Raw genomic sequence first — 19,895 nt, 5'->3', positions numbered from 1 at the left:
ATTGGCGGTAGGTTCCGTGCCGCCCGGTCAATCAGGCCGGGGCATGACAAATATCAAGCAATCACTCAACGCAGGCCGGCGATGTAGTCCGCCACGGCCTTGATTTCCTTGTCATTGAGCTTGGCGGCCACCTGGGTCATCTGGATGCTGTTGGCGCGCGAGCCGTCGCGGAACATGTTCAGCTGCGACACCGTGTAGTCGGCGTGCTGGCCCGACAGGCGGGGGTACTGCGCAGGGATGCCAGCGCCATTGGGGCTGTGGCAGCCAGCGCACGCGGCGATCTGGCGGTCGGCAATGCCGCCGCGGTAGATGCGTTCACCCATGGCCACCAGGTCCTTGTCCTTGGCAAAGCCGGCCTTGGCGGGCTTGGACGTGAGCCAGTAGGCGATATTGCGCATGTCGTCGTCCGACAGGGCCGTGGCGAAGCCCTTCATGATGGCGTTGTTGCGCTTGCCGGACTTGAATTCCTGCAGCTGCTTGACCAGGTATTCGGGGTGTTGCTGCGACAGCTTGGGGTTGGCCGCGATGGCCGAGTTGCCGTCTGCGCCGTGGCAAGCCGCACACACCGCAGTGAAGCTGGCCTCGCCTTTGACGAGATCCGGCTTGGCCGCTTTGGGTGCGTCACCCGCTGCAAAGGCCGAAAAAACAGGTGCTGCCAGTGCGGCAGCCGTCAGCAATGAGGCGAGCAACTTCATATCGAGGGTGTGTGTTTATGTGCGCAAAACCTCGCGATTCTACAATGATGGTTCTTTCTCTCCCAACTCCCCATGACGACACCCCCCTCTGCGCCAGTTGCTGGCTCTCTCCCGCCCGCACCTGACGCCAAAATCGCCATGGGCTGGATGCACACCGCCAGGTTCCTCACCACGGCGGCGCAGCTGCACCACCTGCCGCCCATCGACGTACCCGAAATCGCTTTCGTGGGCCGTTCCAACGCGGGCAAATCCACCTGCATCAACACCCTCACCCAGCAAAAGCAGCTGGCGTTTGCCTCCAAGAAGCCGGGGCGCACCCAGCACATCAATTTGTTCTCGCTGGGCAAACAGGGGGTGATGGACGCGGTGCTGGCCGACTTGCCCGGCTACGGCTACGCCGCCGTGTCGCGCTCGGACAAGGTGCGCTGGCAGCAGGTGATGGTGAACTACCTGGTCAGCCGCCCTGGTCTCACCGGCATCGTGCTGCTGTGCGACCCGCGCCTGGGCCTGACCGAGCTGGACGAGGCGTTGCTCGAAGTGGTGCGCCCCCGCGTGGAAGAAGGGCTCAAGTTCCTCATCGTGCTGACCAAGGCCGACAAGCTCACGCGCGCCGAACAGGCCAAGGTGCTGTCGATTACGCGACTGCACGCCGGCGGTGGCGAGGTGAAGATGTTCTCGGCCCTCAAAAAGCAAGGGGTGGATGAAGTGGCCCAGTTGCTGTGGCAGTGGGCGCACCCGGTGAAGCCCCTCGCCGAAGAGCCCCCTGCGGCTGCGGACGGCAGCAGCCCCACCCCGCCTTCGCCCACCAGCGAATCCGAGACCAACTAGCCGCAAGCGCAATTGCATCATGCGCTGGCAGCTACAGAATGCATAGCGCCATGATCCAAGATAGCCCTGTTGACCTCCCCCACGGAATCACCTTGCACTGCCGCGTGAGCGGCATCCCCGGGCGCCCGGTGCTGCTGTTCCTGCACGGGTTCCCCGAGGGGGCCTTCATCTGGGACGAACTCCTGCTGCACTTTGCCCGCCCCGAAAACGGCGGCTACCGCTGCGTGGCGCCCTACCTGCGCGGGTTTGGCCCGTCCAGCAGCCCGCAGGCGGTGGACGCGTACCGCGCCAAGCACCTGGTGCAGGACCTGGTGGCACTGATCGCCCACGAATGCCCCGGCAGCGCCCTGGAATGCCTGATTGCGCATGACTGGGGCGGCGCCGTGGCGTGGAACCTGGCCAACCAGCAGCCCCAGCTCATGAAGCGCCTGGCCATCATCAACTCGCCCCACCCCGGCGCGTTTGTGCGCGAGCTGTCGCACAACGCCGCCCAGCAGGCGGGGAGCCAGTACATGCACTTCCTGTGCAGGCCTGATGCCGAGACCCTGCTGGCCGAAGACGACTTCCGCCGCCTGTTCGCCTTTTTCAACGCCCCGGACGGCAGCGCCCCCGCATGGCTGACCGACGAGGTGCGTGCCCAGTACCGGGCCTTGTGGCAGCAAGGCCTGCAGGGTGCCTGCAACTACTACCGCGCCAGCCCCATCCGCCCGCCGCGCGAGGGCGACCCCGGCGCCCAGGCCATCACCCTGCCCGAGTCGATGTTGACAGTGGACGTGCCCACGCTGGTGCTCTGGGGCATGGATGACCCGGCCCTGCTGCCCGGCCTGCTCGACGGCCTGCCCGGTTGGATCCCCCGGCTGCAGGTGCAGCAGGTGGAGCAGGCATCGCACTGGATCGTGCACGAACACCCCGAGCGCGTGGCCATGGAGCTGCAGCGTTCTTTGCTATCTAAAAGATAGCTATCAGCGCATGATGCACTAGCCCATCAAGCCATTTTTGCTGATATTTCAGCGGGAATACACGGAGGGCTCGCCCTCCGGGCGGGTCTTGAAGCGCTTGTGCACCCAGTAATACTGCTCGGGCATGGTGTCGATCACGGCCTGCAGTTCACGGTTCATCCGGGCCGTATCGGCCTCGGCATCGTCGGTGGGGTAGTTGGCCCAGGCGGGTGAGACCTCGGCCACATAGCCTGTGGGCGTCATGCGCGAATACACGCCCACCACCTTGGCGCGGCCCAGCCGCGCAAACCGCGACAGCGACGGAATGGTGGCTGCCGTCACGCCATAGAACGGCACAAACACCGAATCATTGCGGCCGTAGTCCATGTCGGGCAGCAGGTACAGCAAGCCCCCTTTGCGCAGGCTGGCGATGATGGGTTTGACGCCGTCCGAACGGTTGAGCATGCGCACATCGCCAAAACGCTGGCGCCCCGCCATGAACCAGGCATCCACCGCCGGATCGGGATGGGTGGCAAAGATGGAGGTGAAGGCACGGCTGCTGCGCAGCGGCAAGGCCAGCCCCCCCGCGTCCATGCCGTAGAAATGCGGCGCAAACAAAATGGTGGGTGTGTCGCCCTCCAGCTCGTGCACCGCGCCCGTCAGGCGCACACGCTGCTCCACCACCGAACGCGGCGCGGCCCACAGCCAGCTGCGGTCCAGCCAGGTCTGGCAAAACGCGACAAAACTGGCCCGGGCCACGGCGCGGCGGCGCGCTTCGGTCCAGTCCGGGAAACACAGCGCCAGATTGCGCAGTGCCACCTTGCGGCGGGGCGCCACCAGCACAAATGCCACCTGCCCCAGCAGCCAGCCCATGCCGCGCAACACCGGCAGCGGCAGCAGCGCCAGCACCCGCATGAACCCCACGCCCAAACGCCCTGTGAGGCCCTTCATGCGGCGCCCCCTGCGGCAGGCTCCGCCGCAGCAGGCTCGCCGCGCGGCTGCTTGTAGCGGCCATAGCCCCACAGGTATTGCTCGGGGCATTGGCGGATGAGATGTTCCATGGCCTGGTTGATTTGCAGCACGGCCTGGTCCATGTCGGCGGACAGCGGCGCGGAAAGTGGCTCGAAATGCGTGACATAGCCACGCCCCCAGGGCAGGCGCTCGCAGCGCGCCAGCACCACGGCCGCTCCGGTCTGCTGCGCCAGGCGCACGGCCAGCGTCATGGTGTAGGCGTCCCGTCCAAAAAAGGGCGACCACTGTCCCTGCCCCTCGGGCGGCACCTGGTCAGGCAGCAGGCCCACGGCCTCCCCCCGGCGCAGGGCCTTGATCATCTGGCGCACACCCGCCAGCGTGGTGGGCACGGCCAGCATGCCGGGGCGGTTGCGGGCGGTCTCCATCACCTTGGCCAGCCAGGCCTGGCGCGCCGGGCGGTACAGCACGGTGATGGGGCCACGCTCCGCGCTCCAGCGGCGCGCTGCGGCCTGGGCCGAAAGCTCAAAACAGCCCTGGTGCGGTGTCAGAAACACGATGCCGCGGCCGGCTGCGTACGCCTGCTCCACACAGGCTTCGCCAGTGAGTGCGCAGGGCATCGTCGCGCCCATCCACAGGCGTGGCAGTTCGGCCACCATGCGGCCCGCATGGGCCACGGCAGCGCGCACATCGCCAAACGCATAGCCCGCCAGTGCCGAGTTAGCGAGAAACCGGCGCCGGTAGGTGGGAGACGCCACAAACGCCACCCAGCCCATGGCCGCGCCCATGACGTGCAGCAACCACAGCGGAAATACGGAAAAGAATCGAAAGACGACTGGCATTAAAATAAAGGGGTCGCTGAGTTAAATGAGCAACTTGCAGGGCGACGTTAAAAAAATCTGCTAAAGCGTTCGCCAGATCTCCTTCGGGGTGAGGGCAACGCCCCAAATGCCGGAACACAGGAGTTTATTCAAATGGCGAACGACTTTCTCTTTACCTCGGAATCCGTCTCCGAAGGCCACCCCGACAAGGTGGCCGATCAGATCTCGGACGCGATTCTCGACGCGATCTTCAAACAAGACCCCCGCAGCCGCGTCGCCGCTGAAACGCTGACCAACACCGGCCTTGTGGTGCTGGCAGGCGAAATCACCACCAACGCGCATGTGGACTACATCCAGGTGGCGCGCGACACCATCAAGCGCATCGGCTACGACAACACTGACTACGGCATCGACTACAAGGGTTGCGCCGTGCTCGTGGCGTACGACAAGCAGAGCAACGACATTGCCCAGGGCGTGGACCACGCGAGCGACGACCACCTGAACACCGGCGCCGGTGACCAGGGCCTGATGTTCGGCTACGCCTGCGACGAGACGCCCGAGCTGATGCCCGCGCCCATTTACTACGCGCACCGCCTCGTCGAGCGCCAGGCCCAGCTGCGCAAGGACGGCCGTCTGCCCTTCCTGCGCCCCGACGCCAAGTCGCAGGTCACGATGCGCTACGTGGACGGCAAGCCCCACAGCATCGACACCGTGGTGCTTTCCACCCAGCACCACCCTGACCAGAGCGAAACGCAAACCAAGATGAAGGCCTCGTTCACGGAAGCCATCATCGAAGAGATCATCAAGCCCGTGCTGCCGAAGGAATGGATCCAGGACACGCGCTACCTGATCAACCCCACCGGCCGTTTTGTCATCGGCGGCCCGCAAGGCGACTGCGGGCTGACCGGCCGCAAGATCATCGTAGACACCTACGGCGGCGCCTGCCCCCACGGCGGTGGCGCGTTCAGCGGCAAGGACCCAACGAAGGTGGACCGCTCGGCCGCCTACGCTGCCCGCTACGTGGCCAAGAACATCGTGGCCGCAGGCCTGGCCCGCCAGTGCCAGATCCAGGTGGCCTACGCGATTGGCGTGGCCGAGCCGATGAACATCACGGTCTACACCGAAGGCACGGGTGTGATTCCCGATGACCAGATCGCCAAGCTGGTGCGTGCGCATTTCGACCTGCGCCCCAAGGGCATCATCCAGATGCTGGACCTGCTGCGTCCGATCTATGAAAAGACCGCAGCCTACGGCCACTTCGGCCGTGAAGAACCTGAGTTCAGCTGGGAGAAGACCGATAAAGCTGCGGCCTTGCGGGCAGCAGCCGGGCTGTAAGCCCTCCGCGCGGCACGCGCGGCTTTCCGAACGTGGACGAAGCTCATATCGCGCAGCAATGTGAGCGCGGGCCAAAAGACCGATAAAGCTGCGACCCTGCGGACAGCAGCCGGGCTGTAAGCCCGCCGCGCTGACAGCGCGGTATCGGTCTTCGGCGGAGTTCATATCGCGCTAGCGATGTGAACGCAGACCAAAACACCATAAGAGCCGCCCCACCTCCCAAGCCGCAACGCCCCGCGTTGTGGCTTTTCTTTTGGCGCCTCACCGCAGCCCGCCAGCGGCACTCTCCTACACCTACCGCCCGCCTGCGCTGACGGCGCACTCTACCGCCCACCGGTATCGTTCTTGCATACCTTCCGCAGCCCCGCGCTGCCTCAACATCCACTGCAAGGAGCGACCACCATGCTGAAGTACGCCATCATTTTTGCCCTAATTTCCCTCGTGGCCGGGGCCCTGGGTTTCAGCGGGGTGGCCGCAGGCGCGGCGGGCATCGCCAAGGTGCTGTTTGTGCTGTTCCTGGTGGTTGCCGTGGTGTTTGTGGTGCTGGCCGCCATCGGCGTGGGCGCAGCACGCAAGGTGCTCAAGTAAGGCCACGCGCCGCCCTCCACACCACTGCACAGCCCACCATGACTGATACCACCAACATCTTCGAAGCCCTGCGCGAAAGCCACGAGCGCCAGCGCGCGCTGTACAGCGCACTCACCAACACCAGCGGCGACACGCCGGAGCGGCGCGATCTGTTCGATCAGCTCAAGAAGGAGCTCGCCGCCCACGCCCAGGCGGAGGACCGCCACTTCTACATCCCGCTGATGGCGCACGACGCAGGCATTGACCTGTCGCGCCACGCCATTTCCGAGCACCACCAGATCGATGAGCTGGTGGAGTCGCTCGAAGAAACCGAGCCCTCCAGCCCTGCGTGGCTTCCACTTGCCAAGAAGCTGGCCGAAAAGGTGGAACACCACCTGAAAGAAGAAGAACATCGCTTCTTCCAGATGGCGGGCAAGCTGCTGACAGAAAAGCAGAAAACCACGCTGGCCGCTGACTACAGGACGGATTACGAAGAAGCCCTGGCCGCGACGGCCTGAGCCTGCCGTCCAGCGCCCGAAAATCAGGTAGCGTCTTCGGCCTGCACCACGCAGTTGCGACCGCTGGACTTGGCTTTGTAGAGCGCCGTGTCCGCACGCTTGATCAGGGCGTGGCTGTCTTCCTTGTGGTCCCAGGTGGCCACACCAAAGCTGGCGCTCACATGGCCCACGGCGTCAAACGGCACACCCGCGATACGGGCCCGCACCGCCTCGGCCATGGCCATGGCGGCATCCACCGGGGTTTCCTTGAGCAGGATGATGAACTCCTCGCCCCCGAAGCGCGCGGCACAGTCGGACGAGCGAAGCAGCTCGCGCACGCGCAGCGCCGTGTTCTTCAGCACCACATCGCCCGAGTCATGCCCGAAGGTGTCGTTGATGCGCTTGAAAAAGTCGATGTCGAACATGACGACCGACAGCTGGCTCTTCTTGACCCGCGTCTCGGCCATGTCGGCCTCCAGCCGTTCGAAGAACCGGCGGCGGTTGACCAGGTCGGTGAGGAAGTCCTTGGTGGCCAGGTCTTCCAGCTTGCTGTTCAGCCGCGCCATGGGCTCAATCACCAGCGACGACAGCGACAGGTTCAGGCCGACAAACAACAGCACAAAGCTGCCCACCAGCGCTGCCATCACGGTGTTGAAGGTCTGGCGCGCTTTCTCCAGCGGAAAGTACATCGGCACCTTCACCACCTGGATGCCCACGGTTTCGTTCATGCCCCAGCCAAAACCGTTCTTGTCGCCATAGACCTTGAGCATGGTGGGGGGCGCCACGGCGGGCGTGCTGTGGCAAGCCATGCACTGGGGCTGCTTGATGGTGATGGGGCGGGCCACGTACATCGCACGGTGCATGCCCTCGCCCACCTCGCCCGTCACTTCTTTTTTGAGGTCGGCGCGGCCTTCGCGGAAGTCGCTGATGATGCGCTCTTCCCATTCGTTGGCGCGGTCCCGCAGGTTGGTGGGGTTGAGCACCGCTTCCTTGTACTCATAGCCCGGAAACCGGTTCTGCAACCGGCGCAGCGTCTCGGTGGCGGCGTAGGCGGGCACGGTCTGCGGCAGGAATTTCTCGGCCAGCGTCACATCCAGGTGCGGCTTGACCAGCTCGGTGGTGTAGTCGCGGATGGCCATCGCGGCGTGCATCATGATCTGCGAGTTGTGCTGCACCTCCTCGATGGCCGATTGCTGCAGGAAGCGGTGCACATACGCGCCCGCGCCCAGCACCGCCAGCAGCAGCACGCCCGCCAGCACCAGGTTGAATTTGAGCCGCAAAGACATGGTTCTCCCTCAGATCCGGCACAGGGCCGGTATTTCAATGAGGCAGTCCTGGCGCCGGTGCACCCGACTGCGCGCGACCACCGTTCGTGGAACACAAAGTTTGCGTTTGTGCCAGATTTGGGCGCGGCGGTCCAATGTTTTGTGCGCGAGGAGGCCGCGCTACAACCCTCGGGCACTGAGCGACAGCTGCCGCCGGTAGGCCGGGCGCACCCGGTACAGCTGCGCAGGCCGGTGGGCGCCGCCTGTCTGCAGCGCACCGGGCACGGGCTCCAGCATGGCCAGCTCGTCCACCTTGCGGCGAAAACTCACCTTGTTCACCGGCTCGCCCAGCACCGCTTCGTACACCGCCTGCAGCTGCGGCAGCGTGAAGGGCTCGGCGCACAGGTGCACGGGCAGCGACGAATACTGGCTTTTACTGCGCACGCGCAACACAGCGGTATCGATGATCTGGCGGTGGTCGAAAGGCAATGGCGGCAGCGCATCCACCGCCACCAGCTCCACCCGCCCCGCAGCCTGCGCCAGCACGGTGGCGGGCACCAGGGCGCAATAGGCCACGGCCACCGACCAGCCGCGTGGGTCGCGCACCGCACCGGTGAAGGTGGCCAATTGCTCCAGGTACGGGCTTTCGAGCCCGGCCTTGTCCCGCAGCACCCGCGCGGCACTGGCCTGGGCGTCCACATCGTCCTGTGCATGGATGTAGCCGCCTGGCAGCGCCAGCGCCTGGGCAAAGGGCTCGCGCTCGCGCCGCACCAGGGCCACCTTCAGCGTGGATTGCTCCAGGGTCAGCAGCACCACGTCTACGGTGCAGATCACGGCGGGAATGTTTTCGGTGGTCACGGGGCTTTAGTTCATTGCAACTTTGAACGAACAAGGCTACCACCAAGCCAGTCCACAGGAAAGCAGCTCGATTCAGCCATTACCGTTCTCATCTGAAACATTGGCTTGCAAATTACTTAGTTGCAAAAATAATCTAACAAACCTAAACTGCAGTCACAGCGAAGGAGAAAGACCATGGCCACGTGTACCACCCAGCTTCTGGTGATCGACCCCCAAAACGATTTCTGCGACCTGCCCGCCAGCGACCGCCCCGCAGGCAGCGCGCCCAGCCTGCCCGTGGCGGGGGCCCACGCCGACATGCAGCGCCTGGCGGACTTCATCCGGGCACGGGGCGGCCAGATCGACGCCATCACCGTCACGCTCGATTCGCACCAGCGCTTCGACATCGCCCATCCCGGCTTCTGGCAGACCGGCGCGGGGGCAGAGGTGGCGCCCTTCACTCCCATCACCGCCGCCCAGGTGCGTGCAGGCGACTTCGCGCCGCGCGATGTGGCCGCCCTGCCCCGCACGCTGGCCTACCTGGACGCACTCGAAGCCCAGGGCCGCTACACGCTCATGGTCTGGCCCGTGCACTGCGAGGTGGGCAGCTGGGGCCACGGCATCCACGCCGATGTGCTGGCCGCCTGTGGCGACTGGCAGCTGCAGCGCCAGCGCGCGGTGCGCAATGTGTTCAAGGGCACCAACCCCTGGACGGAGCACTACAGCGCCATCGAGGCCGAGGTGCCCGATGCGGACGACGCCAGCACGGCGCTCAACACCGCCCTGCTGGAGTCGCTGGGCCAGGCCGATGTGCTGTTGATTGCGGGCGAGGCCAGCAGCCACTGCGTGCGCTCGACCACCGAGCACATCGTGCAGCACCTGCCCCGCCTGGTGCCCGGCTGGCAGGCCAGCCGCATCGTGCTGCTAACGGACGGCATGAGCCCCGTGGCGGGATTTGAAGCGCAGCACCAGGCGTTTCTGGACGGGATGCGCAAGGCCGGTGCGCAACTGGCATCCATGAGCGAAATCAGCCTGTAGCGCTTTTACTTACTACCCCGGCAGCTATCCATTCAGGAGCAAATCATGGCCACCGTCATCACCAGCCTGCTCGACACCGACCTCTACAAGTTCACCATGTGGCAGGCGCTGCTGCACCGGCATCCACAGACGCAGAGCGAATACCGCTTCGTCTGCCGCAACCAGCCCATCTACCCGCTGGCCGAGCTGTTGCCCGAAGTGAATGCCGCGCTGGACCACCTGTGCACCCTGCGCTTCAGCGAAGACGAGCTTGCCTACTTGCGCGGCCTGCGGTTCATCAAGAGCGACTTCATCGACTTTCTGCGCATCTTCCAGTTCCAGCGCAGCTTCATCCGCGCCTGGGCCGAGGGTGACAAGCTGCACATCGTGGCCCAGGGTCCGCAGGTGCATGTGATGGGCTTTGAGATTTTCGTGCTGGCCATCGTGAACGAGCTGTACTTCCACCGCTTCAACGCCAACGCCGCCCTCGCCAGCGGCCGCGAGCGGCTGGCGGTCAAGGTGCAGCAGCTGCAGAACCTGGCGCAGCAGGCCACGCTGCGCCACCCCTTTGAGTTATTCGACTTTGGCCTGCGACGCCGCTACAGCGGCGCGTGGCAGCGCGAGGTGGTGCAGACCTTTGCCACGCAGACGCCACAGTGGTTCAAGGGCACCAGCAACGTGCTGCTGGCGCGCGACCTGGGCCTGGTGCCCATCGGCACCATGGCGCATGAATACCTGCAAAGCTACCAGGCACTGGGCGTGCGCTTGCGCGATTTTCAAAAGGCGGCGCTTGAAGACTGGGTGCAAGAGTACCGGGGCGACCTGGGCATTGCGCTGACCGACACCGTGGGCATGGATGCCTTCCTGGCCGACTTTGACCTGTACTTCGCCAAGCTGTTCGACGGCCTGCGGCACGACTCGGGCGACCCGGTGGCCTGGGGCGAGAAGGCGCTGGCGCACTATGCCAAGCTGCGCATCGACGCGCACACCAAGCGGCTGGTGTTCTCCGACGGCCTCACACTGACCAAGGCGCTGGCGCTGTACCGCCGCTTTGGCGACCGCACGCAGCTGGGCTTTGGCATCGGCACTCACCTCACCAATGACATGGGGGATGCCCCGGAGATGAAGCCGCTCAACATCGTGATGAAGCTGGTGCGCGCCAATGGGCAGCCGGTGGCCAAGCTGTCGGACACGCCCGGCAAGACGCTGTGTGACGATGAAACCTACCTCGCCTACTTGCGCCAAGTTTTTGGCGTGGAAGGCTGACACCATGCTCCGCATCACCATCGCCCAGCTCAACCTCACCGTCGGCGACATCGAGGGTAACGTGGCCCGCATGGTGGCCGCCGCGCAGCAGGCCGCCCGCGAGCAGTCCGACCTCATCGTGTTCAGCGAACTCGCGCTGTGCGGCTACTACCCCGGTGACATGCTGGACGAGCCGCCCTTCCTGCAACGCGTGCAGGACGGCCTGGCGGCGTTGCAGAAGGCATCGGCCGAGCTGCCCGCGCTGCACTGGGTGGTGGGCGCGCCCACGTCCGCCACAGGCCCGGGCAAGCGGCTGCACAACAGCCTGCTGGTGCTGCAGGGCGGCACCGTGCGCCTGCAATACGCCAAGCAGCTGCTGCCCACCTACAACATCTTTGACGAACGCCGCCACTTCGAGCCCGGGCCAGACGTGGCCAAGGTGCTGCGCATTGGCGGCACGCAGGTGGGCCTGCTGGTGTGCGAGGACGGCTGGAACGACCATGGCACCGACTACGCCACCAACCCCTTCGAGCGCCTGCGCGACGCCGCGCCCGATCTGGTCATCAGCATCAACGCCAGCCCCAGCCACGTGGGAAAGCGCGAGCAGCGGCACCAGATCTTTGGCGGCTCGTCGCGCCGCCACGGCCTGCCCATCCTGTACGTGAACCAGGTCGGCGGGCACGACCAGGTGGTGTACGACGGTGCATCGTTCGCGGCCGAACCCGAGGCAGGCATCGTGTTCGAGGCGCCGCGTTTTGTGGAGGACCTGCGTACGCTGCGGTTTGACAACGGCCGCTTCCTCACCGCCGATGGCAACGCGCCAGTGCGTGTGCCCGCCGAAGGCCTGCCCACCATGGAGTTCTACCGACAGCAGATCCTGCTGGGCCTCAAGGACTACGCACGGCGCTGCGGCTTCAGCCAGGTAGTGGTGGGCAGCTCGGGCGGCATCGACAGCGCACTTACGCTGGCATTGGCTGCGCAGGCACTCGGACCTGAGAACGTGGTGGGCGTGACCATGCCCTCGCGCTACTCCAGCAGCGGCTCGGTCGATGACTCGGTGGCGCTGTGCCAGAACCTGGGCGTGCAGCTGCACACCCACCCGATTGCCGAGCTGGTGGCGGGCTATGCGCAGCAGTTCGAGGGCAGTTTCGGCCAGCCGCTCTCTGGCCTGCCGCTCGAAAACCTACAGGCCCGCATCCGTGGCACGGTGCTGATGGAATACTCCAACGCCTTCGGCCACCTGCTGCTGACCACGGGCAACAAGAGCGAAATCTCGGTGGGCTACTGCACGCTGTATGGCGACACCAACGGCGGCCTGGGCCTGATTGGCGACCTGTACAAGACCGAGGTGTTTGCCCTCTCGCGCCATGTCAACGAACAAGCGGGGCGCGAGCTGATCCCGCAGGCCATCATCGACAAGGAGCCATCGGCCGAACTGGCCCCAGGCCAGCGCGACGTGGACAGCCTGCCGCCCTACCCCGTGCTGGACGAAGTGCTCAAGCTGCTCATCGAAGGCGAGCGCCTGTCCGCCCCCGAACTGGCCGCCGCACAGGCGTTCGTGGCGCAGCTGCAGACCGACGGCGCAGGCCGCGCCCTGGTGCAGCGGGTGCGCATGATGGTGGCGCGCAACGAGTACAAACGCCGCCAGGCCCCGCCCATCCTGCGTGTGCGGCCGCGCGCATTTGGCAGCGGTCGGCAGATGCCCATCGCCGCAAGGTATGTGTGACAACCCCCTGAGCCGCTTCGCGGCTTCCCCCTTCTCTCACGCTGCGCGTGGGAAGGGGGACGACGCCAGCGCGGCGGGGCGGCCCTTGCGCGGCGCCCGCTGGCGGGGGCCGCGCCGGTACCACGCGGCGCGCCCCATTCCCCAAAGGGATTCACTACTAAAATCGTAGCTATAAGCGCATGATGGACGAGCGCAAGAGGCCAAAAACCTCAGAATTTTGGAGACCCATGTACGACACCGCCCTCCTCATCGGCCGCTTTGAACCCGTGCACAGCGGCCACCTTGCCCTGCTGCACGAGGCCCTGCGCATGGCGCCCCAGGTCATCGTGGTGGTGGGCTCGGCCTGGCAGGCCCGCTCGCCCAAGAACCCCTTCACCTGGGCAGAGCGCGAGGCCATGCTGCGCGATGCGCTGCCCCCGACCGACCGCAACCGTGTACGCGTGCTTCCCGTGCGCGACTATTACAACGAAGCCGTGTGGGTGCAGGCCGTGCACCGCAGCGTGGCGCGGCACACGCAGCCCGGCGACCGCATCGCGCTGGTGGGCCATTTCAAGGACGCGACCAGCAGCTACCTTCGCGCCTTCCCCAGCTGGGCGCTGATCGACCTGCCCCGCCAGGGCAGCATGGACGCCACCACCATCCGCGACGCCTACTTTGGCGCCACGGCCGACACGGTGGACCAAGCCCTGGCGCCGCTGGCCGCGCAAATCCCGGCGAGCACGATGGCCCAGCTCCAGGCCTTTGCGCACACCCCGCACTACGCCGCGCTGCAGGAGGAGTGGCGCATGCTGCGCGGCTACCGCCAGGCCTGGTCTGCCGCGCCCTACCCGCCTGTGTTCGTGACGGTAGACGCCGTGCTGCGCTGCCAGGACCAGGTGCTGCTCATCCGCCGCGCCCACGCGCCCGGCAAGGGCCAGCTGGCCGTGCCCGGCGGCTTCATCGAGCAGCGAGAAACCGTGTGGCAGTCCTGCCTGCGCGAGCTGGTGGAAGAAACTCACTGCCACCTGCCCGAGGCCACCATGCGCGCCGCGCTGCAGTCGGTGGCCGTGTTCGACCACCCCGACCGCAGCCAGCGCGGCCGCACCATTACGCATGCGCATTACTTCGACCTGGGCGATGCGCCCTTCCCGGTGGTGCAGGCCGACGACGATGCGGCGCTGGTGCAGTGGACACGCATTGACCAGCTGGCAGGCATGGAAGAGGAATTCTTTGAAGACCACTTCCACATGCTGGACCACTTTCTGGGGCTGACGAAGCTGGACTGAACCGCTCCACCCGTTTGGTAGAAAAACGGGTGCAAGCGCTACAGAATCATGCCTAAAAAGCTGTATTTTTTATAGCACTAAGCCCCTGCGCGCTCCAGCATGGCATGCAGCAGCACGTTGCACCCCGCCTCGATGTGCTCGGGCTTGGCGTCCTCGATCTCGTTGTGGCTGATGCCGTCCTTGCAGGGGATGAAGATCATGCCGCTGGGTGCGAGCTTGGCCATGTACACCGCATCGTGCCCGGCGCCCGAGACAGCGGGCATGTGGCTGTAGCCCAGCTTGGCCGCAGCGCGACCCACGGCCTCCACGCACTCGGGCTGGAAGAGCTGCGCAGGGTAGCTGGAGACCATCTCGATGTGCACCTGCACGCCATGTTCCTTCGCCACCTGGTCGGCAAAGGCCTTGACCTCGGCGGCCATGGCGTCCACCAGTTCGTCCGTGCTGTTGCGCAGGTCAATGCTGAACTTGACCCGGCCCGGAATCACGTTGCGGCTGTTGGGGAACACCTGCACCATGCCCACGGTGCCCCGGCCATGCGGCGGGTGGCGATGGGCGGCAGCGACTACGTCTTGCATGATGCGTGTGGCGGCCAGCATCGCGTCCTTGCGCAGGGCCATGGGCGTGGGGCCGGCGTGGGCTTCCATGCCGGTGACGGTGCAGTCGAACCAGCGGATGCCCAGCACGCCGCTGACCACGCCGATGGTCTTGTCGTTGTCTTCCAGCACGGGGCCTTGCTCGATGTGGGTCTCGAAGTAGGCGCCGATGGGGTGGTCGCCCGGCTCCTGGTCGCCGATGTAGCCGATGCGCTCCAGCTCGCCCTTCACCGTCTTGCCCTCGGTGTCGGTGGCGGCGTAGGCGTGCTCTAGCGTGAAGGCTTTGGCGAACACGCCCGAGCCCATCATCACAGGCACAAAGCGGCTGCCTTCTTCGTTGGTCCAGAAGGCGACTTCGATGGGGGCTTCGGTCTCGATGCCGTGGTCGTTGAGCGTGCGCACCACCTCGATGCCCGCCAGCACGCCGTAGTTGCCGTCAAACTTGCCGCCCGTGGGCTGGGTGTCGATGTGGCTGCCGGTCATGATGGGTGGCAAATTGTTGTTGCGGCCGGGGCGGCGCATGAAGCCGTTGCCGATCTTGTCGATGGTCACCGTCATGCCCGCCTCGCGTGCCCAGCGGGTGACGAGGTCGCGGCCCTGCTTGTCCAGGTCGGTGAGGGTGAGGCGGCACACGCCGCCTTTTGGCGTGGCGCCGATCTGCGCCAGCTCCATGAGCGAGTCCCACAGGCGCTGGCCGTTGATGCGCAGGTTTTCGATGTTGGGTTTGACTTTGGTATCCATGGTGTTCTCCAGATGCATTGCAGCGGTCAGCGCGCCACCGCCGTGGGTGCCAGGTCCTGCGCGCGCTTTTGCACCGCCTGGAAGTTGGCGCCAAACGCTGGGCGCTTGATGTAACGGCCCTTGCCCTGCTCGGCGCGCAGGTCGCCGTTGGCAAACACCACGCGGCCCTGGCTCACGGTGTGGCTGGGGACGCCGCGCACGGTGCGGCCTTCAAAGATGTTGAAGTCGCCCTTGCTGAACTGGGTCTTGGCCGAGAAGGTCTTGGTGCCTTGCGGGTCCCACAGCACCAGGTCCGCATCGGCACCTTCACCGATGTAGCCCTTGCGGGGGTAAATGTTGAACAGCTTGGCCGCGTTGGCCGAGGTGATGGCCACGAACTCGCTGGGCGTGAGGCGCCCGGTGTTGACGCCGCCGTCCCACAGCGCGGCCATGCGCTCTTCCACGCCGCCAGTGCCATTGGGGATCTTGGCGAAGTTTTCTTTGCCCATGGCCTTTTGCGCGGCGCAGAAGGTGCAGTGGTCCGTCGCCGTGGTGTGCAGCTGGCCCGACTGCAGGCCGCGCCACAGCGCCTCCTGGTGGCCCTTGGGGCGGAAAGGTGGGCTCATCACATAGGCGGCGGCCTTGGCAAAGTCGGGGTCGCGGTACACGCTGTCGTCCACCAGCAGGTGGCCCGCCAGCACCTCGCCGTACACACGCTGGCCACGTGCGCGGGCACGGGCAATGGCGTCGGCGGACTCCATGCAGCTCACGTGCACCACGTAGATGGGCACGCCCAGTACATCGGCAATCGCGATGGCGCGGTTGGCGGCCTCGGCCTCGACCATGGGCGGGCGCGAGAGCGGGTGGCCCTCGGGGCCGGTGATACCCATCTTGGCGACCTCCTGCTGCAGCAGGTACACCAGCTCACCGTTCTCGGCGTGCACCGTGGGCATGGCCCCGAGTTCGAGGGCTCGCTTGAAGCTGTTCACCAGCGTTTCGTCGTCGCACATGATGGCGTTCTTGTAGGCCATGAAGTGCTTGAAGCTGTTCACGCCCTCTTCCTGCACCAGCGTGCCCATGTCGGCGCGCACCTGCTCGCTCCACCAGGTGACGGCGACGTGGAAGGAATAGTCGGCCGCCGACTTCTCCGCCCAGCCGCGCCATTTGCGGTAGGCGTCCATCAGCGGCTCCTGCGGGTCGGGGATCACGAAGTCGATGATGCTCGTGGTGCCGCCCGCCAGCGCGGCGGCCGTGCCGGTGAAGAAGTCGTCCATGGTGACGGTGCCCATGAACGGCAATTGCATGTGGGTATGCGGGTCAATGCCGCCGGGCAGCACGTACTGGCCGCTGGCATCCAGCGTCTCTGCGCCCGCAGGGGCCTGGGCCGCAGCGTCCTCCCCCACGGCCACGATGCGGCCATCGACGCACAACACATCGGCGCGCTGTTCACGGTCGGCGTTGACCACGGTGCCACCGCGGATCACAAGGGCTTGGCTCATGGGGGGTCTCCTTCAGGGATACGGATCAATTCAAAAAAACGGAACCTGCACTGGCACCAGGCCCAGGCAGGGTCCGGGGCATCACTTCTTCTTGGCCGTCAGGTAGTAGTAGGTGCCGGCCACCGCCAGGCTGAAGAACCAGCCCGAGTCGAACAACGACAGCCAGATGGCAGGCATGCCCGCCTTGTCCACCACGCCCGACACTGCCAGGTAGCCGGGCAGGCAGGGCAGCACGCCCAGTGCAAACGCGATCAGGGCTTGCAGGTTCCAGCCGTTGCTGTACTCATATTCACCGCCACGGCGGTACAGGTCGTCCACCTTCAGTTCACTCTTGCGCACCAGGTAGTAGTCCACCAGCAGGATGCCCGCGATGGCGCCCAGCAGCGTGCCGTAGCCGCCCAGCCAGGTGAACAGGTAGCCGCCCGATGTGGCCAGCAGCTTCCAGGGCATGAACAGCAGGCCGATGCCCGCAGCGATCAGGCCGCCCATGCGGAAGCTGATCTTGGACGGCGCACACTGGCTGAAGTCATACGACGGTGACACCAGATTGGCGGCCACGTTGGTCGTAAGGTTGGCCAGCAAGATCACCAGCAGACCCAGGCCGGCGGCCACGCTGCCCATCTGCGTGAGCAGCCCATCGGGGAACAGCTGGGCCTTGCCGTACAGGATGGCCGAGGCCGAGAAGCCGATCACGCCCACCATGGAGAACAGCGCCATGGGAATGGGCAGGCCTATGGCCTGGCCCACCACCTGGTCCCTCTGCGATTTGGCAAAGCGGGTGAAGTCCGGAATGTTGAGCGCCAGCGTGGCCCAGAAGCCCACCAGGCCCGTGAGCGCCGCCCAGGTCTTGGGGCCGCCTTCGACCACCTTGGCGGGCAGGTTGAAGAGCTGGCCCGAGGGCACCTTCATCATCAGCACCACAACCAGTGCGATGGACGCAATGATCATCAGCGGCGCCGCAATCACCTCCAGCATGCGGATGGACTCCGGCCCCTTCCAGATGAACCAGATGTGCACCGCCCAGAACGCCAGAAAGCACATGAACTGCGAGGTGCTAATGGTCTGTCCATCGGCCGGTCCAGCCAGATTCATACCCAGAATGTTGAGGAAGCCATGCAGCGCCAGCGCGCCAAAGTAGCAGTTGATGGAGAACCAGCCACATGCCACCAGCCCGCGCAGCACAGCGGGCAGGTTGGCGCCTTTCACGCCAAACGATGCACGCGCCAGCACCGGGAACGGCACGCCGTACCGGGGCCCTACGCGCCCGATGAGCACCATGGGCACCAGCACGATGCAGTTGGCCAGGAACACCAGCCACACGGCCATCTGCCAGGTAAAGCCCTGGTCCAGCATGGAGCTGGCCATGGTGTAGGTGGGCACACACACGACCATGCCCACCCAGAGTGCGGCAAAGTCCTTCCACGTCCAGTGTCGCTGCGCGGCGGTGGTGGGGAGCAGATCTTCATTGGCGAGCGTGTTGGATGCATCGCCGGGCATCAGCCCCGCCACATGGGCCGCGCTGCCGGTACTGTTGGTCATGCCTGTACTCCTGTCAAAGACGTCGTTGGGGTTGCACACAACCCGCTGTCTGTTCCAGCGCCCTCACGCTGGCAGATGGCGGGCAAAGGGAAGCGAGCGATGCTAGAGATCACGCAAGAACTGCACCAGATGCAGTGCAGCATGCGTTGCAAATCGGCACCACAACGGGTGCTGCCGCAACGCCTTGCGGGGCCTGTGGCAAACGCACGCAGGGGCACATATCAAGCGGCTGCAGACACGCGCTGCGGGTTGTTGGGGTGCGTGGTCCAGTTGGCGTATTCGCCCGTCACCTTTTTGCCCGTGCGCACATCGACTTCGCCCGGCTCCAGCGCGCGCATGGTGATGCACTCGGGCACAGGGCAGATCGACACGCACAGGTTGCAGCCCACGCATTCGGCCTCGTTGATCTCGAACTTGCGCACGCCGCCTTCTTTGGTGAAGGTGATGGCCTGGTGCGAGGTGTCTTCGCACACCACATGGCAGCGGCCGCACTGGATGCAGGCATCCTGGTTGATGACGGCTTTTTCGATGTGGTTGAGGTTGAGGTTCTTCCAGTCCTTCACCGTGGGCACGGCCTGGCCCTTGAAGTCGTCGAGCGTGGCGTAGCCGTGCTCGTCCATGAAGTTGGACAGCCCATCACACATGTCCTGCACGATCTTGAAGCCGTAGACCATGGCCGCAGTGCACACCTGCACCGTGCCGCAGCCCAGCGCGATGTACTCGGCCGCATCGCGCCAGGTGGTGATGCCGCCAATGCCGCTGATGGGCAGACCGGCGGTCTGTGCGTCGCGCGCAATCTCGGCCACCATGTTCAGCGCAATGGGCTTGACGGCCGGGCCGCAGTAGCCGCCATGCGAGCCCCAGCCATCGGTGCTCGGGCTCATGACCATGCGGTCCAGGTCCACCCCCATGATGGAGTTGATGGTGTTGATGAGCGACACGGCATCGGCCCCGCCCGCCTTGGCCGCGCGCGCCGGGTGGCGCACGTCGGTGATGTTGGGCGTGAGCTTCACGATCACGGGCAGCTTGCTGTAGTGCTTGCACCAGGCAGTGACCATCTGGATGTATTCAGGCACCTGGCCCACAGCTGCGCCCATGCCACGCTCGCTCATGCCATGTGGGCAGCCGAAGTTGAGTTCGATGCCGTCGGCACCGGTGTCTTCCACCAGCGGCAGGATGTTCTTCCAGCTCTCCTCCACGCAGGGCACCATCAGCGAGACGATCATGGCCCGGTCCGGCCAGTTGCGTTTGACGCGCTTGATTTCTTCCAGGTTGGTCTGCAGCGGCCGGTCGGTGATCAGCTCGATGTTGTTCAGGCCGATCACGCGGCGGTCTTGCGACATCAGCGTGGAGTAGCGCGGGCCGTTGACGTTGACCACCGGTGGGTCTTCGCCCAGCGTCTTCCACACCACACCGCCCCAGCCCGCCTCGAAGGCGCGGGTGACGTTGATCTCTTTGTCGGTGGGTGGTGCGGAGGCCAGCCAGAAGGGGTTGGGACTTTGAATGCCCAGAAAATTGCTGCGAATGTCTGCCATGGGG

The 19,895-nt window shown here is 65.4% G+C and carries 18 protein-coding genes; 9 read left to right on the top strand and 9 right to left on the bottom strand.

The features are described from left to right. Positions 1 to 65: 65 nt before the first annotated feature. Positions 66 to 695, bottom strand: a complete 630-nt coding sequence (locus ACODSM_RS21530) for a c-type cytochrome (protein WP_015012649.1) — start codon at positions 693 to 695, stop codon at positions 66 to 68. Between the two features lie 72 nt (positions 696 to 767). Here ACODSM_RS21530 and yihA point away from each other — a divergent pair, with 72 nt between their 5' ends. Together yihA and ACODSM_RS21520 are read left to right on the top strand one after the other, a co-directional pair. Further along, positions 768 to 1,523: a ribosome biogenesis GTP-binding protein YihA/YsxC gene (gene yihA / locus ACODSM_RS21525; RefSeq protein WP_488806846.1), complete on the top strand. Its 756-nt coding sequence runs from the start codon at positions 768 to 770 to the stop codon at positions 1,521 to 1,523. A gap of 50 nt (positions 1,524 to 1,573) precedes the next feature. Beyond that, the gene (locus ACODSM_RS21520; RefSeq protein WP_488806845.1) at positions 1,574 to 2,482 is read left to right on the top strand and encodes an alpha/beta fold hydrolase; all 909 of its coding nucleotides are present in this window, start codon (positions 1,574 to 1,576) and stop codon (positions 2,480 to 2,482) included. A 48-nt stretch (positions 2,483 to 2,530) separates the two neighbouring features. On the opposite strand, the gene ACODSM_RS21515 is transcribed toward ACODSM_RS21520, so the two are convergent. Both ACODSM_RS21515 and ACODSM_RS21510 read right to left on the bottom strand, forming a co-directional pair. Next, positions 2,531 to 3,412: a lysophospholipid acyltransferase family protein gene (locus ACODSM_RS21515; RefSeq protein ID WP_291445463.1), complete on the bottom strand. Its 882-nt coding sequence runs from the start codon at positions 3,410 to 3,412 to the stop codon at positions 2,531 to 2,533. Further along, the gene (locus tag ACODSM_RS21510; RefSeq protein ID WP_488806844.1) at positions 3,409 to 4,272 is read right to left on the bottom strand and encodes a lysophospholipid acyltransferase family protein; all 864 of its coding nucleotides are present in this window, start codon (positions 4,270 to 4,272) and stop codon (positions 3,409 to 3,411) included. Before ACODSM_RS21510 ends, ACODSM_RS21515 begins: the two co-directional genes overlap by 4 nt. A 132-nt stretch (positions 4,273 to 4,404) precedes the next feature. Here ACODSM_RS21510 and metK point away from each other — a divergent pair, with 132 nt between their 5' ends. The 3 genes from metK (at position 4,405) to ACODSM_RS21495 (ending at position 6,671) form a co-directional block, all read left to right on the top strand. Continuing rightward, positions 4,405 to 5,586, top strand: coding sequence for a methionine adenosyltransferase (metK, locus tag ACODSM_RS21505; protein WP_015012644.1), 1,182 nt, complete (start codon positions 4,405 to 4,407; stop codon positions 5,584 to 5,586). Between the two features lie 402 nt (positions 5,587 to 5,988). Next, the gene (locus ACODSM_RS21500; protein ID WP_056060124.1) at positions 5,989 to 6,174 is read left to right on the top strand and encodes a DUF1328 family protein; all 186 of its coding nucleotides are present in this window, start codon (positions 5,989 to 5,991) and stop codon (positions 6,172 to 6,174) included. Between the two features lie 38 nt (positions 6,175 to 6,212). After that, positions 6,213 to 6,671, top strand: coding sequence for a hemerythrin domain-containing protein (locus ACODSM_RS21495; RefSeq protein ID WP_488806843.1), 459 nt, complete (start codon positions 6,213 to 6,215; stop codon positions 6,669 to 6,671). 23 nt (positions 6,672 to 6,694) lie between these two features. Here the strand turns inward: ACODSM_RS21495 and ACODSM_RS21490 are convergent, their stop codons facing one another. Both ACODSM_RS21490 and ACODSM_RS21485 read right to left on the bottom strand, forming a co-directional pair. Next, the gene (locus tag ACODSM_RS21490; RefSeq protein WP_488806842.1) at positions 6,695 to 7,936 is read right to left on the bottom strand and encodes a diguanylate cyclase; all 1,242 of its coding nucleotides are present in this window, start codon (positions 7,934 to 7,936) and stop codon (positions 6,695 to 6,697) included. Between the two features lie 159 nt (positions 7,937 to 8,095). After that, positions 8,096 to 8,773 (bottom strand): NUDIX hydrolase, encoded by a 678-nt coding sequence (locus ACODSM_RS21485; protein WP_488806841.1) that lies wholly within the window; start codon positions 8,771 to 8,773, stop codon positions 8,096 to 8,098. Positions 8,774 to 8,947: 174 nt separating this feature from the next. On the opposite strand from ACODSM_RS21485, the gene ACODSM_RS21480 reads away from it, so the two are divergent. The 4 genes from ACODSM_RS21480 to ACODSM_RS21465 all read left to right on the top strand — a co-directional run bounded on the left by ACODSM_RS21480 (position 8,948) and on the right by ACODSM_RS21465 (position 14,005). After that, entirely contained in the window at positions 8,948 to 9,790 is an 843-nt protein-coding gene (locus ACODSM_RS21480) for a cysteine hydrolase family protein (RefSeq protein WP_488806840.1), read from the top strand. A gap of 45 nt (positions 9,791 to 9,835) precedes the next feature. Further along, positions 9,836 to 11,035 carry a nicotinate phosphoribosyltransferase gene (gene pncB, locus ACODSM_RS21475; protein ID WP_488806839.1) on the top strand — a complete coding sequence of 400 codons (1,200 nt, stop codon included), beginning with the start codon at positions 9,836 to 9,838 and terminating at the stop codon, positions 11,033 to 11,035. Between the two features lie 4 nt (positions 11,036 to 11,039). After that, positions 11,040 to 12,740, top strand: a complete 1,701-nt coding sequence (locus ACODSM_RS21470) for an NAD+ synthase (RefSeq protein WP_116750290.1) — start codon at positions 11,040 to 11,042, stop codon at positions 12,738 to 12,740. A gap of 227 nt (positions 12,741 to 12,967) precedes the next feature. Beyond that, a complete protein-coding gene (locus ACODSM_RS21465; protein ID WP_488806838.1) occupies positions 12,968 to 14,005 on the top strand; it encodes a bifunctional nicotinamide-nucleotide adenylyltransferase/Nudix hydroxylase in 1,038 nt (345 codons plus the stop codon). 77 nt (positions 14,006 to 14,082) lie between these two features. On the opposite strand, the gene ACODSM_RS21460 is transcribed toward ACODSM_RS21465, so the two are convergent. The 4 genes from ACODSM_RS21460 to preA form a co-directional block, all read right to left on the bottom strand. Then, positions 14,083 to 15,339, bottom strand: coding sequence for a Zn-dependent hydrolase (locus ACODSM_RS21460; RefSeq protein WP_488806837.1), 1,257 nt, complete (start codon positions 15,337 to 15,339; stop codon positions 14,083 to 14,085). Positions 15,340 to 15,365: 26 nt separating this feature from the next. Next, positions 15,366 to 16,817 carry a dihydropyrimidinase gene (hydA, locus tag ACODSM_RS21455; protein ID WP_488806836.1) on the bottom strand — a complete coding sequence of 484 codons (1,452 nt, stop codon included), beginning with the start codon at positions 16,815 to 16,817 and terminating at the stop codon, positions 15,366 to 15,368. 81 nt (positions 16,818 to 16,898) lie between these two features. Then, positions 16,899 to 18,356, bottom strand: a complete 1,458-nt coding sequence (locus tag ACODSM_RS21450) for an NCS1 family nucleobase:cation symporter-1 (protein ID WP_476018584.1) — start codon at positions 18,354 to 18,356, stop codon at positions 16,899 to 16,901. 221 nt (positions 18,357 to 18,577) lie between these two features. Then, the gene (gene preA / locus ACODSM_RS21445; protein ID WP_488806835.1) at positions 18,578 to 19,891 is read right to left on the bottom strand and encodes an NAD-dependent dihydropyrimidine dehydrogenase subunit PreA; all 1,314 of its coding nucleotides are present in this window, start codon (positions 19,889 to 19,891) and stop codon (positions 18,578 to 18,580) included. Positions 19,892 to 19,895 lie beyond the last annotated feature (4 nt).

The organism is Acidovorax sp. FG42 (assembly GCF_057809195.1).
This window is presented reverse-complemented; position numbering and strand designations above follow the sequence as displayed.